The organism is Candidatus Scalindua japonica, assembly GCF_002443295.1.
Lineage (GTDB): Bacteria > Planctomycetota > Brocadiia > Brocadiales > Scalinduaceae > Scalindua > Scalindua japonica.
Map to the genome: position 1 here is coordinate 179662 of NZ_BAOS01000022.1, position 16152 is coordinate 195813.

Annotated in this window: 17 protein-coding genes and 1 pseudogene; 17 read left to right on the plus strand and 1 reads right to left on the minus strand. The window is 41.4% G+C overall.

Going from position 1 to position 16152, the window contains the following annotated elements; genetic code table 11:
* The first annotated feature begins 6 nt into the window (after positions 1 to 6).
* The 14 genes and pseudogenes from SCALIN_RS21720 to SCALIN_RS12755 all read left to right on the plus strand — a co-directional run bounded on the left by SCALIN_RS21720 (position 7) and on the right by SCALIN_RS12755 (position 11943).
* Positions 7 to 201: a hypothetical protein gene (locus SCALIN_RS21720; RefSeq protein ID WP_133111882.1), complete on the plus strand. Its 195-nt coding sequence runs from the start codon at positions 7 to 9 to the stop codon at positions 199 to 201.
* Positions 202 to 237: 36 nt separating this feature from the next.
* Positions 238 to 756: an REP-associated tyrosine transposase gene (locus SCALIN_RS12700; protein ID WP_096894847.1), complete on the plus strand. Its 519-nt coding sequence runs from the start codon at positions 238 to 240 to the stop codon at positions 754 to 756.
* 205 nt (positions 757 to 961) lie between these two features.
* A pseudogene (locus SCALIN_RS24055) lies at positions 962 to 4247 on the plus strand (type I restriction endonuclease subunit R).
* Positions 4248 to 4544: 297 nt separating this feature from the next.
* The gene (locus SCALIN_RS12710) at positions 4545 to 4784 is read left to right on the plus strand and encodes a hypothetical protein (RefSeq protein WP_096894848.1); all 240 of its coding nucleotides are present in this window, start codon (positions 4545 to 4547) and stop codon (positions 4782 to 4784) included.
* Positions 4785 to 5331: 547 nt separating this feature from the next.
* Positions 5332 to 5673 (plus strand): hypothetical protein, encoded by a 342-nt coding sequence (locus tag SCALIN_RS12715; protein WP_096894849.1) that lies wholly within the window; start codon positions 5332 to 5334, stop codon positions 5671 to 5673.
* Between the two features lie 124 nt (positions 5674 to 5797).
* Positions 5798 to 6682 carry an ROK family protein gene (locus SCALIN_RS12720; protein ID WP_096894850.1) on the plus strand — a complete coding sequence of 295 codons (885 nt, stop codon included), beginning with the start codon at positions 5798 to 5800 and terminating at the stop codon, positions 6680 to 6682.
* A 389-nt stretch (positions 6683 to 7071) separates the two neighbouring features.
* Positions 7072 to 7620 carry a YaeQ family protein gene (locus SCALIN_RS12725; RefSeq protein WP_096894851.1) on the plus strand — a complete coding sequence of 183 codons (549 nt, stop codon included), beginning with the start codon at positions 7072 to 7074 and terminating at the stop codon, positions 7618 to 7620.
* A gap of 54 nt (positions 7621 to 7674) precedes the next feature.
* Entirely contained in the window at positions 7675 to 7809 is a 135-nt protein-coding gene (locus SCALIN_RS23400) for a hypothetical protein (RefSeq protein WP_261341028.1), read from the plus strand.
* Between the two features lie 388 nt (positions 7810 to 8197).
* A complete protein-coding gene (serB, locus tag SCALIN_RS12730) occupies positions 8198 to 9394 on the plus strand; it encodes a phosphoserine phosphatase SerB (protein ID WP_096894852.1) in 1197 nt (398 codons plus the stop codon).
* Positions 9395 to 9413: 19 nt separating this feature from the next.
* Positions 9414 to 9926 (plus strand): thermonuclease family protein, encoded by a 513-nt coding sequence (locus SCALIN_RS12735; RefSeq protein ID WP_162532303.1) that lies wholly within the window; start codon positions 9414 to 9416, stop codon positions 9924 to 9926.
* A complete protein-coding gene (locus SCALIN_RS12740) occupies positions 9916 to 10182 on the plus strand; it encodes a hypothetical protein (RefSeq protein ID WP_096894854.1) in 267 nt (88 codons plus the stop codon). The genes SCALIN_RS12735 and SCALIN_RS12740 overlap by 11 nt, the downstream gene beginning before the upstream one ends.
* A 15-nt stretch (positions 10183 to 10197) precedes the next feature.
* A complete protein-coding gene (locus SCALIN_RS24060; RefSeq protein WP_420885434.1) occupies positions 10198 to 10488 on the plus strand; it encodes a methyltransferase family protein in 291 nt (96 codons plus the stop codon).
* Positions 10466 to 11017, plus strand: coding sequence for a GFA family protein (locus SCALIN_RS12750; RefSeq protein ID WP_203415474.1), 552 nt, complete (start codon positions 10466 to 10468; stop codon positions 11015 to 11017). Before SCALIN_RS24060 ends, SCALIN_RS12750 begins: the two co-directional genes overlap by 23 nt.
* 209 nt (positions 11018 to 11226) lie before the next feature.
* The gene (locus SCALIN_RS12755; RefSeq protein ID WP_096894856.1) at positions 11227 to 11943 is read left to right on the plus strand and encodes a BamJ family beta-barrel-assembly machinery protein; all 717 of its coding nucleotides are present in this window, start codon (positions 11227 to 11229) and stop codon (positions 11941 to 11943) included.
* Positions 11944 to 12240: 297 nt separating this feature from the next.
* On the opposite strand, the gene SCALIN_RS12760 is transcribed toward SCALIN_RS12755, so the two are convergent.
* Complete coding sequence (locus SCALIN_RS12760; RefSeq protein ID WP_096894857.1) at positions 12241 to 12474, minus strand: CV_2116 domain-containing protein; 234 nt, start codon at positions 12472 to 12474, stop codon at positions 12241 to 12243.
* Positions 12475 to 12651: 177 nt separating this feature from the next.
* On the opposite strand from SCALIN_RS12760, the gene ychF reads away from it, so the two are divergent.
* The 3 genes from ychF to SCALIN_RS12775 all read left to right on the plus strand — a co-directional run bounded on the left by ychF (position 12652) and on the right by SCALIN_RS12775 (position 16085).
* On the plus strand, positions 12652 to 13740 hold the full coding sequence (gene ychF, locus SCALIN_RS12765) for a redox-regulated ATPase YchF (RefSeq protein ID WP_096894858.1): 1089 nt from the start codon (positions 12652 to 12654) through the stop codon (positions 13738 to 13740).
* Positions 13741 to 13814: 74 nt separating this feature from the next.
* Positions 13815 to 14828, plus strand: coding sequence for an MORN repeat-containing protein (locus SCALIN_RS12770; RefSeq protein ID WP_096894859.1), 1014 nt, complete (start codon positions 13815 to 13817; stop codon positions 14826 to 14828).
* Between the two features lie 54 nt (positions 14829 to 14882).
* Positions 14883 to 16085 (plus strand): class I SAM-dependent rRNA methyltransferase, encoded by a 1203-nt coding sequence (locus tag SCALIN_RS12775; RefSeq protein WP_096894860.1) that lies wholly within the window; start codon positions 14883 to 14885, stop codon positions 16083 to 16085.
* Positions 16086 to 16152: the final 67 nt, after the last annotated feature.

Genomic DNA, 16152 nt, shown 5'->3' on the forward strand with positions numbered 1-16152 from the left:
TGTAGGATGGGCAAAGGCGATAGCCGTGCCCATCAATCCAATAAAATAAAATCACACGGGTCAAGAAGACGGTATGGCGATATAAGGGAGATGTTGCGTTATGGTGATCAAATGGGTGGGTGCGGGATGATGGAAGAAGACGAATATGATGGGCACGCTTCGCTTTGCCCATCCTACATTTTGCCTACGGTTTGCCCATAATACGGTTTGGTTATTTGGTGTTAATTGAGGTACAACATGGAATATCGGCGTTTTTATCAATCGGGTGCGATCTATTTCTTTACGGTCGTGACGGAGAATCGGGAACCTCTATTAATTGATAATATAGAACGGTTGCGTGCCGCCTTTCGTCTATGTATGTCTCGTTACCCCTTTGAAATTGAGGCGATTGTGGTGTTACCGGATCATCTGCACACATTATGGAAACTGCCTGAAGGTGACAAAGATTTTTCCCGACGCTGGATGGTGATTAAACGTAAATTTTCATCCGGCCTTCCCTGTGGGTCTGTAAACGCTTCCAAGGCCAGAAAACGGGAGAAGGGTATCTGGCAACGGCGTTTCTGGGAACATTATATCCGCGATGAGGAGGATTGGAGAAGACATGTGGATTATATCCACTTTAATCCTGTTAAACATGGTTATGTTTCTGAACCTCAGGATTGGCCATATAGTTCATATCCTCAAGCTGTTCGTAAGGGTTGGTATGAAACAGACGTATTACGTGAAGAAGATTTCAAAGATATGGACTTTGAGTAATATGTTGCACCTGGGAGTCTCCGGAACAAAACAAGACGGATTTGATGGGCACGCTTCGCTTTGCCCATCCTACGGTTTGCTGAGGTGCGGCGTGGAATATGACGGTTTTATATAACCGGTACAATCTATTTATTTTCGCTGGTGACAAACAATGTAGGATGGGCAAAGGCGAAAGCCGTGCCCACCACAAAAAACAAGAAATATTATGAATGATAAGTCTACCGAAGGCGTGTTTCAAAACGAAATGATCAACCAACTGGTCACCAACGGCTGGTTGTTGGGTAAGCCTGAAAACTATAACCGTGATCTGGCTCTGTATGAAGAGGATTTGCTGGGTTTTGTTAAAGAGACGCAGGATGGTCAGTGGCAGAAATTTCGCAAATTATACCCCAATAATCCTGAGCAGAAGTTTTTAGAGCGTGTTGCTTCACAGCTGAATAAAGCTGATCCCAATGCCGCCAATAAGGAGATGCGTACCTTTGGCACCTTAGGTGTATTGAGACATGAACTGCGTGATCGCGGCACCCGTTTCAGCCTATGCCAGTTTAAACCGGAGCATGATCTGAACCCGGATACGCTTGCGCGTTATAAAGAAAACCGTCTACGTGTAGTTCCTGAGTTGGTGTATAGCCCCTGGGCTGATATTTCTGCCCCATCCCAACCTTCCCCCGAAGGGGAAGGTGACGAACACCTTGCTCAGACAGGCACAAAAGCCAGGGCATGGCGCATTGATCTGGTATTGTTTATCAACGGATTACCCATAGCAACCCTAGAGTTGAAATCAGAATTTAAACAGGCGGTACACAATGCCATTAAACAATATAAAACTACCCGTTTTCCCGTTGATCCGGTCACCAAAAAACCTGAACCACTGTTAACCTTTAAACGCGGCGCTTTGGTCCACTTTGCTGTAAGCCAATACGAGGTGTTTATGACGACACACCTTGAAGGAGAAGAGACTTTCTTTCTGCCGTTTAATAAAGGTACCAAAGAGGGTGGCGCCGGTAATGATACTCCTGAAGATGTTAACCGGTATGCAACCGATTACTTGTGGAATGATGTTTTACTGCCGGATAATCTGTTAAATATTCTTGCCCGTTACGTACATCTACAGATTGAAGAGAAAGAGGATTGGGAAGGGCGTAAATCTAAGGTAGAAACGATGATATTCCCCCGTTATCATCAGTGGGATGTGGCCAACAAACTCATAGATGCGGCTCGTACCGAAGGTCCGGGGAATAAATACCTGATCCAGCACAGTGCCGGTTCGGGGAAATCTAACTCGATTGCATGGACGGCCCATCAGTTATCATCACTCTATAATCAGGCAGGAAACAAACAGTTTGATTCGGTGATTATCGTAACTGATAGAAACGTGCTGGATGCCCAACTGCAGGATACTATCTACCAGTTCGAGCATGTGGATGGTGTGGTAGGTAGAATCAACAAGGAAGAGGGTGATGGGTCAAAATCTGAAAAACTGGCCTCTGCCCTGGAAAGCTCACAACCCATTATTATTGTCACGATTCAAACCTTTCCCTTTGTATTAAAAGCGATTGAAAACAGCGTTAGCCTGAAGAAACGAAACTACGCGATAGTTGCCGATGAGGCCCATTCTTCACAAACCGGATCTACAGCACGGCAATTGAAAGAGGTGTTGATGATTGAAGGAGGCGCTGAAGAGGAACTGACAGCAGACGATATACTGGATGCTGCTGTTGCCTCACGTCGCGCTTCCCGTAATCTCAGCTATTTTGCCTTTACGGCAACACCAAAAACCAAAACTCTGGAACTGTTTGGCCGTCTACCGAAGCCGGATGAACCACCTTCTAAAACCAATTTGCCGGAATCCTATCATGTATACAGTATGCGTCAGGCGATTGAGGAAGGTTTTATTCTGGATGTATTGAAAAATTACACCAACTATAAAGTTGCCTATAACCTGGCGTTGGCCATTCAGGGCAAAGATCAGGAAGTGGAAAGCAAAAAAAGCCAAAGTGAAACTCAACCAATGGGTGCGGCTGCATGACTATAATATTTCACAAAAGGTGCAGGTGATCATTGAACATTTCAGGGATAATGTGATGGGGCTGTTAGGAGGACAGGCGAAAGCAATGGTGGTGACCAGTTCCCGTAAAGAGGCTGTTCGTTATAAATTGTGCTTTGATAAATATATTACCGAGAAGGGTTATCAAACCATCCATGCCATGGTGGCTTTCTCCGGTGAGGTGGAGTTTAACGAGAATGATCCAAACACTGAAGGCTTGATTGGAGAAAAGTTTACCGAAAACAATATGAATCCTGATCTTAAAGGTCGTGATATGCGTAAGGCATTTGAGTCTAAGGATTATCAGGTGATGATAGTCGCTAATAAATTTCAAACCGGTTTTGATCAGCCCAAGCTATGCGCCATGTACGTGGACAAGAAACTCGGTGGTGTTGAGTGTGTGCAGACACTGTCTCGCCTGAATCGTGTCTATCCTGGAAAATCTGATAGCGGGACATTTGTTTTGGATTTCTTTAATGAGCCGGAAGATATTCTTGAATCTTTCAAACCGTACTATCAAACTGCAGAGCTGGCGGATGTATCCGACCCTGATCTGATCTTTAATCTGTTTGATAAGCTGCGAGCTGCCGGTATTTTCCAATGGTCTGAAGTAGAACAGTTTTGCGAGGCATTTTTCAAAAAGAGTAAAAGTAATGCGGCAATAACCAATATCTGCAAACCTGCAGTAGAGCGTTGGAAGATTCGCTATAAATCTGCTGTGGAGGCATATAAACAAGCCAAAGAAATATTTGATCGCACCAAAACAAGTGCTGATCCGGTATTAATTGCCAATGCGGAAAACAGCCTTAAGGAGTGTAAAAGAGAAAAAGATGCTCTGGATATATTCAAAAAGGACTTGGGCACTTTTGTTCGTTTTTACGAGTTTATGTCGCAGATTGTTGATTATGATGATAAGGATTTAGAAAAGCTGAGCTTATTCGCACGTAATTTACGCCCTATGTTGCGCGAATCGGCAATCGACGATGATGACATTGATTTGCATAGCGTAGAATTAAGCCACTACAGGCTGACAGCCATTCGCCAGCAGAACCTGAGTATTAGTGATAACATCGTGGAATATAAACTGGTGCCCGGAGAAGGGGTGGGTACAGCAAAAGCCAGAGATAAGAAAGAAGAGTTAATGTCACAGGTCATCAGTCGTTTGAACGAACTGTTTATCACCGATCAACTCACCGATAATGATCTGGTGAATTATGCCTATACTATCAGAGATAAGGTCAGAGAAGATGAACTGGTCATGAAGCAGATTACAAATAATACCCCCGAACAGGCAATGTTGGGAGATTTCCCCAAAGCAGTTGATAACGCAGTGATGGACAGCAGCGAAGCGCATCAAAATCAGATGATGCAACTGTTGTCTGATCCTTCAAAAGCAGCAGGTTTTGCCCGGGTGGTGTTTGATCTGTTGAAATTGGCAGGTTAAATCTGTGTTATAAGCAGGAAGAGCATCCAGGGGTCCTTGTTCAGGACTGGCATAAAGATAGCCAAAACCTGAGAAAGGTCAGAGCGGCAATAGAAGATGTACTGGACAAAGATTTGCCGGAGAGTTATGACAGAGTTGAGTTTAAGAAAACGTGCGATCAAAGATATTAGTTAGTGTATGAGTATGCATCTAAGGGATTGAAGTGGGCTGCGTAGTATAAGGTTTTACAATTATGAATTATTACGTCGTAACACATACAAGGATACATTTTCTCTTAAGCGAGCAGGACGAATTGAATTGACCAAGACAGCATTACAAGATCCGAACAGTGAGAAATATGTAGGTTGGGATAGGAAAAAGAAACGTTACAACAAAAAAAGAAGAGTAACTATAGTGATGGGAAATTATGTTGTTATTATACAGCTTACAGGTTCTATCAAAGCGGACTTTATTACTGCGTATCTTGCCGATACCAAAGGACGCAAGGGCCGGCCGGCAACAATTGACCTGATACGTAGTGGTCCAAAATGGTTATAAAAAACCGTCGATTTGCCAGGCTAGTTCGGCGGAAGCCTTTGTAGATTCTACTGCCACTGGCAGAGAACGAATTTTTAAATTATATCTTTTTATCGGTTTCTTCAAGAAAAAACTTTATTATTTCAGTAACAAAATCAATAAGATACAGGCTAACAGTAGTTATTGTTATAACAATTTTTAGGAATCAATATACTATACCTGTTCCAACTATGCCGATCCTATCGAAATGAAGAAAATATTGTAATAGGAATTTGTGTCCCGTATTCAGAGAAAAACGGGACACAAATAGGTTTGTGTATAGTTGTCAGGACACAAGCTGTTACATAAATGTTACCAAATGCATAGAAGGCTTGTGGTGTAGGTAGGAACCAGGGTTCACCTATACTCTCAGGATATGGGATGCAGGAATGGGGAAATTCCTCATAGACTTTTCTCCTGTTATGCAATATGGATACAATTATCTTAACAATTGTTGAAAAGATTAGTGAAACTTGTCGGATTGATTAATAACAGTGTATAAAACACGTATAGAATTAGGAGAAACAATATGATAGCTATTACATTTAACAGAACATATGACACCTACGCGGCAATGATAAACGGTATTTTCCAACACTGCGTGGTTGTCTTTGCGGGAAAACATCCAGGCTCAAAGGATGAAGAGGTGTATAAGGCTGCGATTTTGACCGCGTTAGATGATTTTACAAAACAGAATAATGATATGTTACAAAAACACAAAAAGGGTATCTTTGCTGACCTGGCCAAATATCATGAGGATGGTGCTAACTTAAAAGAAGAAGTTGGTACTGTTGAAGAGCTTATCAAAATAACAATTAATAAAATGGCAGATGGCTTTTGGCGTCAAGACCTTCAAGCTGATGATTCATAGTGCTGATACGGTTAACTTTTGCATATATAAGCGGGCCAGGGCATAACCTTGATTATTGAATATGCAGGTTTTACTCCGATGGTGTTTGATCCGTTGAAATTGGTCAGGTTAAAAAGGGTGTGATATGTATCGTATAGGAATAGATCTTGGTGGTACAAAAATTGAGGGAGTTGTCCTTGACCCTGCAGGTATTGAACTCTTCAGGCAGAGGATTCCAACAGAACAGGAACTCGGGTATGAGCATATTCTTTCTAATATAAAAAAGATTTATCATATCATGAGTGATCATATAGGAGGTGATGCACACTCCATTGGTCTGGGCGCTCCCGGTGCCGTATCCCACAGAACAGGAGTTGTGAAAAAATCAAACACGTTATGCCTTAATAAGAAACCGTTAAAAGATGATTTAGAGAAGATGTTTGGCAGGGAAGTTGAGGTGCAGAATGATGCCAACTGTTTTGCGTTGGCTGAAGCGTTATCGGGAGCTGCAACCGATGGGAGCCTGGTGTTTGGAGTTATTATGGGCACCGGTTGTGGTGGAGGAATTGTTTATAATGGTAGTGTGATTAACGGAAGACAGGATATTGCCGGAGAATGGGGGCACACATCAATTGATCCTGAGGGGCCGTTATGTTACTGCGGTTCAAGAGGGTGTGTTGAAACGTATATAAGCGGTGCCGGACTTGAAAGACTTTATGAATCGCAATTTTCTGAAAGGGTTGTGCTGAAAGATATTGTAAATAGATATAGAGAGAACGATTACCATTCTGTCAGGTTTATGGAGCACTTTTTTAAACGCTTTGGCAGAGCGTTAGCTAATCTGATAAACGTACTGGACCCCGACGTAATTGTTATTGGTGGTGGGGTCTCTAATATTGATGAAATCTATACAAAAGGTGTTGAAGAGGTAAGGAAACAGGTTTTCAGCGATAGCCTGGAAACCTCTATTTTAAAAAACAGACTTGGAGATTCTGCCGGGGTTATCGGTGCGGCACTGATTGGTCGGTAGGTGTTTGAGGGGAAGTAGCGGTAGAGAAGGAAATTGCGGAAACAGGGGTTACCCATTGACAGGTTGTCCGAAGATGCACCCCTTCAGACTAAGTCATGAAGCAATATTCACACAATTCCCGGATCAAAACAAGGTCTGATACGATAGCGCGAAACCTTCCTACTAACAGGACCGACACAGTGAAAATAAAATTTTGTCAAATCGTTATAAAATGTACTTGTTTACCAGCTGATTCTGCTAAAATACAAAACAGCTTTTATTAAGCCTTAACAGCACACTCCTCAAGCAGTAAAAACCCGACAATAGAAGAATATCTTATTGATGTCACAAAACTTCTGTGAAGAGTATCTTTAAACGGACTGGAGTCTTCAGGAAAATAGAAAATAACTATGGGTAGCAAAGTAAATATATTGAGAGTCAACTTGAACATTTCTGACTTAGACCGTAACTATTATCAGGAACACAAGTTTACTATAGCTCATCAACCACCTGAGACGGGAATATATATAATTGCCCGAATATTGGCGTTTACTCTCAATGCGCATGAAAGGCTCGTGTACACTAAAGGGACTGACACAAAGCATGAACCTGCCATATGGCAGAAGGATTTAACAGATGCTATTGAATCGTGGATTGAAATTGGAGAAACTGATGTGAAACGTACACGTAAAGCATGCTCCCGTTCAAAACATGTTATTATCTATACCTATAAAGAAGGAAGCTCCGCTATCTGGTGGGAAAATAAAAGTTCCAAGTTTAACCTGTTAAAAAATCTGTCCGTAATAAGCCTGCCCGCGCAAGCCCTGGAGGATTTGGCTTTAATGATAGACCGAACAATGGAATGGCAATGCACTATTCAGGACAGGCACGTCTGGATTATCAACAACGACCGAACTGTTGAGTTTGATCCAATAATATTAAAAGAACAGGAATTATAAGCAAATTAATGACAGGAAAATCTTTTTTTCTTATATTTGGCAGGGAAATCACTGATGCTTATTATGGCCATGTACCTTGCGTGTGCTGTGCTCAATCTCCTGGATGTCTTCATTGATGGTATTAATGGCAGGCTTATTCCCCAGTCCTCTTCCAGCATGAGACTCTTATCGGGATGGTTGAAGCACTAGGAGTTATCTCTTTCTTTCTTTTCTTCATACAACCAGGCCCGGTCGCTTGGCCCCGGCATGCTCTTGGGGTACTTCACCAGCATCGTCGTGAGCTGCGGATATTCAGGCGCACTGTAACCAGACCGGTCAAATAAAAGTATGAATTCCGGATCAAGCCGGGAATAACAATGTTCAAACAGTCAGCAAAGAAGTATTCTCAATGTTTATCTGCAAGTCGAAAATCAAGTTAATGGGTTTGTACTTGGAACATCGAATGTGTTAGAATTATCAATCCCTGATATTGATTAATGAAAAATAAACATATTGTGATGGTTGATTTTGTTCTCTATTCTGATTTCACATTTGAATCCTGAGGCATTTTACCATCTTATTAATAAGAAGGAGAAAAATGGAAGATTCGGATGATTTTATAGTAATAACGGTTAACGGGCCGGATGCGAAGGGTATTGTTTCATCTTTTACCTCAATACTATCTGAAAATGAGGTAAGAATAGTTGATATTGAACAGATTGTTATACACAATCTAATATTGCTCTCTATGTTATTAGACTTCAGACAAAGTAAGGAAACTCAAAAATCACTACTTAAGGATTTGTTGCTTGAGGCGAAAAGACTTAATGTTGATCTTGGCTTTACAGTTGTTTCAAAGGATGATCAACTGAAATATGACAATAATTTCCTGTACGCGATCACATGCCTGGGAGATAAAATAACAGCAGATGTACTTGCCAGGATTTCCAGGGCAATGTATTCTGAAAATGTTAATATTGAAAGAATTAGACAGCTCAGTCAGGGAGAACTTAGCTGTGTTGAGATGATTGTTAACACCAATAAATCAATAAATGTTCGCGATATAACAAGGAGGCTGCTATCCATAAGCTCCGAATTTGGCGTTGACATTGCCGTTCAAAAAGAGAATATATTCAGGAGGTCAAAACGGCTTGTTGTAATGGATATGGACAGTACTCTTATACAAGTTGAAGTTATTGATGAGCTTGCAAAGGCCGCCGGCAGAGGTGACGAAGTCAGCGCGATAACACGCAAGGCAATGAATGGTGAGATAAGTTTTAATGAGTCATTAGATGAGCGCGTGTCGCTTCTCGCTGGTTTAGACGAAGAAGCTCTAGGGGAAATTTACAATAACATTCCATTCACTCCGGGTGCTAAAAAATTTATAAAAATATTAAAAAAAATAGGCTATAAAACAGCCGTAATAAGCGGCGGTTTTACGTTTTTTACCGATCGAATAAAAAAAGAGCTTGGTCTTGATTACGCATTTGCCAATAACCTTGAAATAAAGGACGGCAAGATAACCGGCAGGGTCACGGGAAGGATTATCAATGGTGAATTTAAGGCAAAAATCTTAGAGGATATAGCAAATAAAGAGGAGATAACTCTGGACCAGGTAGTGGCAATCGGTGACGGTGCAAATGATCTACTAATGCTTGACAAGGCAGGTTTAGGAATAGCATTCAATGCTCACAAGACTGTCAGAGAAAAGGCGGACTATAACATATCACAAAAAAACATGGATTCTATAATATACCTTCTCGGCATTAGTGAAAAAGAGAAAAATACAATATAATTGTAACAGGATGTCTAATGTGAAAAAACAGATAAAAACCCTATCATTGGTATTCGTTCTTGTCCTGGTATACTCACCCATATACGCTCAACAAAAAACTTTAGTTACAAGGATAATAGATGGCGATATAGTACAAGTTCTCTACGAGGGACTTGAAAAAAGGATCAGGCTTATAGGCATAGATGCGCCTGAGAGTCGAATTGACAGGAAGGCATTGAAAGAGGCAAACATGAGCGAACATGATATAGAGACAATTGTCGAAATGGGTGCAAAGGCAAAAGCATATGTAAATGGTCTGATTAAGCGTGGCGACTTTGTAACGATAGAGTTCGACATAAAGGAAATGGACAGGTATGGAAGACTGTTATGCTATGTTTATTTGTCAAATGGTAAGATGTTAAATGAGGAGATTGTCAGGGCAGGATATGCTAATGTTAAGACGATACCACCAAATATTAAATATGAGGATACGTTTTTAAATGCGTTTAAATATGCAGAGGAAACAAAAGGAGGATTATGGGATGGACAATAAAGAGTTACTTGATGCATTGAAAAAGGCACAACTTGTTGGATCTAAAGACGAAATATCTAAGGAACATGATCAACTGGCGCATTGGGTCAGCCAGGTTGCCCCTCTGTTGTTAGATAGCGATGAACATTATACTACATTTATGAATGCTGCAGGCAAGGCAATGGCCCGTACATCGACTGACGCCACAATCGAGAATATAAATATCATGAGAAGCACAGTAGAGAGTGCAATTGTTCAATTAGAAAGCGATGGTTAATTTGATAGAGAAATAATAAAAGAGGACTCACCGCTATCACACGCTACAGGGACTAAAACTCCTCTCCTCAGCAAAGGGCCTTATGCAACCGTCCGACATCCAATGTATCGTGCTATGACTGCCCAGTCCTTTTCCTCGCTTTTGATACCCCCTAATGCCGGACAACTACTGTTTACCGTGATGGTTACTGCATCTTTCCTCTGCTTCATCCCTTTTGAGGAGCATCAATTGATCAAGGCTCTGGGTGATGAGTATCGTGAATATATGAAGAGCACTCCATATCGTGTCTTCCAAGGTGCCTGGTAGTGGTGTGCAGAAAGAAAGGAGATATGTCGTCCAGATTATGAAAAAAGAATTCGGAGAAGAATATGCATCGATTACAGATGTTGGTTTTACCGCAAAGTACCGGGCAACCTGTTTCTGTAATGCGATAGAATATGAAGTAGCGTCTGACCCTGTTGATGCAAAAATATGTCACTGCCTTGGATGCCAGAAATTACATGGCGCACCTATGCAGTGGGCAGCGATATTTCATAAACATGACGTCAGAATAACAAAAGGTATAGAGCACCTGCGCTTTTATAACAGTGAGTTGGGCAAATATGAGAGGATCCTTCCCTGTAAGGTTAGCTGTGCCTGTTGTGGGACGCTCATCGCCGATGAAGGACGTAATATGTGGCTTGCGTTTCCCTCCCTCTTTGATTTTGGAGGTACGTCTAAAGTTCCGGAGAAATTCAAACCAACGTGTCATATTTTCTATGGCATGCGTATTATCGACATTGATGATGATCTACCTAAGTGGTTGGGTCACAAGAACAAGTCAAGGAAATTGTAATTAACCATGTTGACGGCTAAGTCTGCCGGATTTATCCTTCTGCCAGATACTGTTAGCCACTGTTTTTTCTCTTGTTATCAGTTATCAACCTTTCTGACATGTCTCTTTAATTTACCAAATTATAATATCATAATTACTTACTCCATGATATGATGAAAAACTTTGATTGTAAAATTTATATTTAAAATTACTGACTTTAGGAGTTTATTATGAAACTGAAAATTATGTTATTTTCTGCTTTAATGCTGTTTATTATTTCAGGTATTACTACTGCGCAAGAGGATGCCAGGTCTGCAAGTACTGCAGCCAGGTGGTCGGAATCTCAAAAAATGAGCTATATTCTCGGTACTCAAGTTGGTAATTTCAGTAAGCAGAGTGAATTGGAAGTTAGTCTGGAAATACTTACCAAAGGATTAAATGATGTAGTGAAGGGGAGCAAACTTGAGATGACACAGGACGAGATTAATGCTGCCATGGGCTCTTTTCAACAGAAGGCCCAAGAGAAATTACAAGCGGCAAGGATGGCTGAAGGTACTGAAAACATCAGAAAGGGCCTGGCTTTTCTTGGTGCCAATAAAAAGAAGGCTGGTGTTAAGGAGACAGCTTCCGGTTTACAGTACAAAGTTATAACCATGGGAGAAGGTGCTAAGCCTAAGGCTACTGATAAGGTTAAAGTGCATTATAGTGGTACTTTGATTGACGGTAAAGAGTTTGACAGTTCATACAAACGTAATCAACCGGCGGAGTTTGGATTAAATCAAGTCATTAAAGGGTGGACTGAAGGCGTACAACTTATGAATGTTGGTAGTAAATATGAATTTTATATTCCTTCCAGGCTGGCTTATGGTCTAAATGGGCCAGCAAGCATAGGGCCTAACCAGACATTGATCTTTACGGTGGAGTTGCTTGATATTGCTACTCCATAAAACCACCGGGCAGTAGCAATATCTGAAGTGCTGATAATAGTAGATTAATTGCTTTGCGTTTCAAGTCGATTTATGCTTTATGCCGGTTTAGTAAAAAGGGTAATCTATTATCTGAATTGCCTGTTAATTAAGCAATATTGTCATTCCCGTGCCCTCCCGGATGAATCAGTCAGGACGGGGAAACGGGAATGACATATTTCTCACTCAGATAGGCAAATCTGAAACTTATAGTAGAAAAATATTTTTTCAGGCCTTATGATCTCCTTACGACAAAAAAACGATATAATTCAGCTATGTCTAAAAATCAAGTTTATGATCAGGATGTTCACCGTCAATTATCTGTTTACCTAAATTTATTGAATGATCATCGGCTTCTTCTTTGGTATCAAAAGCGTCTTTGCAATAAAACGCTTTTGTTTTATAGCCATCGGAGCTTAGCTTGTTAATATGAATGGCAGTCATCCATTCATCTTTTCCATATGATTTTGCAGAGTGAGTGTCTAAATCGTAATCTTTATATTGTTTATTCATGGTTATCCTTTAAATAGAGTTAATAAGACGGTAATAACTCGTTCATCCTACCCTATATTGTCTTCTTGTCAATTGAAAGTTTTCATATCTTAACTGTTAAAGAATGCTATTGTTTCTGCTATACTGTATTTTCACATTATTATTTTTGGCATGAAATAAGGAAAAGGAAATCAGGCTATGGGTTTAAACTGTGGTATTGTCGGATTGCCTAACGTAGGCAAATCTACAATTTTTAATGCATTAACGTCGTCCGGTGCGGCCTCCGAAAATTATCCTTTCTGTACCATCGACCCCAATGTAGGGGTTGTGGCAGTCCCGGATGAAAGATTGAATCAAATAACGGAATTTATTCCTCCCGAAAAAACCATTCCCGCAATGGTTGAGTTTGTAGATATTGCCGGTCTGGTAAAAGGAGCCAGCAAAGGCGAGGGACTGGGAAATAAGTTTTTAGGGCATATAAAGAGCGTAAACGCTATTTTACACGTTGTTCGCTGTTTTGAAAAAGAGGATACCGTACATGTGGAAGGTACTGTTGACCCAATCAGGGATATTGAAATTATCCATACTGAGTTGCTCCTTGCAGATATAGAGACAGTAGAAAAACGTATATTGAAAAACGAGAAACTCTGCAAGGCAGGAGACAAGAAGTTATTGGAAGATACTGCAGTTCTTAAAGAAGTGCTGGAAGGTTTAAATAACGGTACTCCGCTACGACTCTTATCTCTTTCGGATGAGAAACGATTATGCACGGAAGATTTACATTTAATTACCGCAAAACCGGTATTATATGTCATAAATGTCTTCGATTTCGAGAAAGATAAAGGATATATTGATACCATTACGGCTTACGCAGAAAAGGAAGGTTCAAAATGTGTTGTCCTGTCCGGAGATGTCGAAGCAGAAATAGCCAGAATGGATCCTGAAGAACAGGCAGAATATTATGAGGATATGGGAATAAAGGAGTCCGGGCTCAAGAGGTTGATACGTGAGGCGTATACATTATTGGGACTTGGCACCTATTTTACCGCGGGGCCGAAGGAAGTACGTGCCTGGACAATAAGTAATGGAACAAAAGCACCACAGGCGGCAGGAGTAATTCACTCGGATTTCGAACGAGGCTTCATTCGTGCGGAGGTCTTTGGATACGATGATCTTGCAATGCACAAATCTGAACTAAAGGTGAAGGAAAAGGGGCTCTTAAGAATTGAAGGAAAAGATTACGTGGTAAAAGATGGTGACATTATGCATTTTCGATTTAATGTATAACGATACATCAGGTGTCATCTATTTAGATTATGAGCTTAATCTGAAAATCTGAAAATTATTAGGGAGGAGCGAAAATGTGGCTTGGTAAAAAAAAAGTGTTCAAGGGAACTAAAGAAACTGGCAGGAAAGAGTTCTCAGGAGAAGCTAAAGAATTTGATGTACAAATACGCAAAGATGATAAGGGGCATGGACAGGGAGTATATACCTGGCCTAACGGCGATATATATGTGGGCGAATGGAAAGAAGGTAAAAAGAATGGGCAGGGGATATATACCTGGGCAGATGGCGCTAAATACATCGGTGAATGGAGAGATAACATGCAGAATGGCCGCGGTACATACACCTGGCCTAACGGAATCAAATACATGGGAGAATGGAAAAATAGTAAAAAGCATGGGCAGGGTTCATGTAACTGGCCTAACGGTGATATATTTATGGGTGAGTATAAAGAGGGAAAGAGACAGGGGCAGGGAATGTATACCTGGCCAGATGGAGTGGTATACATAGGTACATGGAAAGATGATCATCGGAATGGACAAGGCACAGAAACGTATGCCAATGGTGATAAATATATGGGAGAATGGGCAGACGGCAAGCGTAATGGACAGGGGACAGACTCATATGTAAACGGTGATATATATGTGGGTGAATGGAAGGAAGGTAAAAAACATGGACAAGGGACATATACCTGGGCAAATGGCGATACCTATGTGGGTAAGTGGAGAGATGATCATCGGAATGGACAAGGTACAGAAACGTATGCAACAGGTGATACCTATGTGGGTGAATGGAAAAATGGCAAGAGGGACGGTCAGGGTACAGAAACGTATTCAAATGGTGATAAATACGTGGGTGAATGGAAAAATGATGAAATACATGGGCAGGGAACGGGTTATTTCGCTAATAATGATTCTTATACAGGTGAATGGAAAAAGGACAGGAGGAATGGTCATGGGACATATACCTGGGCAAATGGTGATACATATGTGGGTGAGTGGGAAGATGATAAGCGGAGTGGACGTGGAACATGGATTGTAGCAGACGGTACTAAACAAGAGGGAGAATGGAAAAATGATGAGTTGCTATGAAAACAAAGAAACGAGTAAACTTAATACATATACTAAGATGGGGACCAGCACTTTATGAAATTAAACTCAACTAAACCAGGATTGAAAACACTTTGTCCTTCGCGTCTTCTTTGCCAACGTATCAAGGACGGTTTACCCCGTCTTATTATTGATCGCTTACCGGGAAGTGAGGGATTTACAGAAACAGGTTGGTGTAAGCTTCGGGACAGCCAGGGTGCATTTCTAAGTTGGGGTGTTGTTGACCCAGCTAACAATACCATACATCTGATCTCAAGTAGTGAAAATGACCCCAGCGTGGACCTTGTTTCACGGTTTGAGAATGCTTTAAATAAACGCTCTGCTATGGAAGCGCTAAATGGGGAAGTAGTCCGTCTCGTTAATGGACCCGGCGACAATCTTTCCGGATTCACTCTCGATTCTTATGGAGACACGCTGTTGCTATCATTGGAAAGTTGGGCGTTGTCAGACCTGGTTGATTATCATTTTCACAAAGTTATGGCTACTTTGAAACCTGAGCACATTATCCTCAAGGTCCGCGAGAAAGGACGCAAGCCCAAAGGTAGAATTCCGGAACGCGCTTTGCTCGGGTTGCCTGTAAAAGGAAAAATCAGCGTTAAGGAAAGTGGAATCAACTATCTTGTGCGGCCGATGGGCAGCCTGGATACTGGACTGTTTTTTGATTTAAGGGGTGCAAGGCGAGAGTTTGCTCTGAACGCAAAGGACAAGAGTGTATTAAATCTTTTTTCTTACACCTCAGCTTTCAGCCTGGCATCTGCCCTGGGAGGGGCGCGTCAGGTGGTTTCGGTCGATACATCACCGGAATGCCATAATTGGGCCAGGGAGAATTTCAAACTTAACAACCTCGATCCCGAGGAAGAAAGATTTCGTTTCATCAAGGATAATGTATTTCACTACATTGAAAAACTGGTTAAGCGTTCAGAATTTTTTGATCGTATCGTTCTTGATCCGCCCGTACGTTCCATCGTCGGCACTGGGCGATTTTTCCTCAAAAGCGATCTTTATAAATTGGTAGCGTCATGTCTGACAATTTTGTCTCCAAAGGGACGTCTCCTCGTTACCGACAACACCATGCAGGGCACTGAAAACAGACTCGCTCAACAGGTTAACAAAGGCTCAGAAAGAGCGGGTATCTCGTGCTCAATTATCAAGATATTTGAACCGGAACCGGATTTTCCTGTACACCCTCTATGGCCAAAAGGCCAAGGTGTGGTTTCCATGGAAGTCGAGAGGTCCTGATACTCAAGATTTGAAACTTGAAAGCTGGAAGCATCCGAAGGTTCTCTGTTATAAATCAATCCTTGAT

Bases quoted from the DNA above. Each gene is read 5' to 3' on its own strand.
- SCALIN_RS21720 (WP_133111882.1), top strand. From the start codon at position 7: ATGGGCAAAGGCGATAGCCGTGCCCATCAATCCAATAAAATAAAATCA.
- SCALIN_RS12755 (WP_096894856.1), top strand. From the start codon at position 11,227: ATGAAACTGAAAATTATGTTATTTTCTGCTTTAATGCTGTTTATTATT.
- SCALIN_RS12725 (WP_096894851.1), top strand. From the start codon at position 7,072: ATGGGTAGCAAAGTAAATATATTGAGAGTCAACTTGAACATTTCTGAC.
- SCALIN_RS12770 (WP_096894859.1), top strand. From the start codon at position 13,815: ATGTGGCTTGGTAAAAAAAAAGTGTTCAAGGGAACTAAAGAAACTGGC.
- SCALIN_RS12720 (WP_096894850.1), top strand. From the start codon at position 5,798: ATGTATCGTATAGGAATAGATCTTGGTGGTACAAAAATTGAGGGAGTT.
- serB (WP_096894852.1), top strand. From the start codon at position 8,198: ATGGAAGATTCGGATGATTTTATAGTAATAACGGTTAACGGGCCGGAT.
- SCALIN_RS12715 (WP_096894849.1), top strand. From the start codon at position 5,332: ATGATAGCTATTACATTTAACAGAACATATGACACCTACGCGGCAATG.
- SCALIN_RS12740 (WP_096894854.1), top strand. From the start codon at position 9,916: ATGGACAATAAAGAGTTACTTGATGCATTGAAAAAGGCACAACTTGTT.
- SCALIN_RS12700 (WP_096894847.1), top strand. From the start codon at position 238: ATGGAATATCGGCGTTTTTATCAATCGGGTGCGATCTATTTCTTTACG.
- SCALIN_RS12775 (WP_096894860.1), top strand. From the start codon at position 14,883: ATGAAATTAAACTCAACTAAACCAGGATTGAAAACACTTTGTCCTTCG.
- SCALIN_RS23400 (WP_261341028.1), top strand. From the start codon at position 7,675: ATGCTTATTATGGCCATGTACCTTGCGTGTGCTGTGCTCAATCTCCTG.
- ychF (WP_096894858.1), top strand. From the start codon at position 12,652: ATGGGTTTAAACTGTGGTATTGTCGGATTGCCTAACGTAGGCAAATCT.
- SCALIN_RS12760 (WP_096894857.1), bottom strand. From the start codon at position 12,474: ATGAATAAACAATATAAAGATTACGATTTAGACACTCACTCTGCAAAA.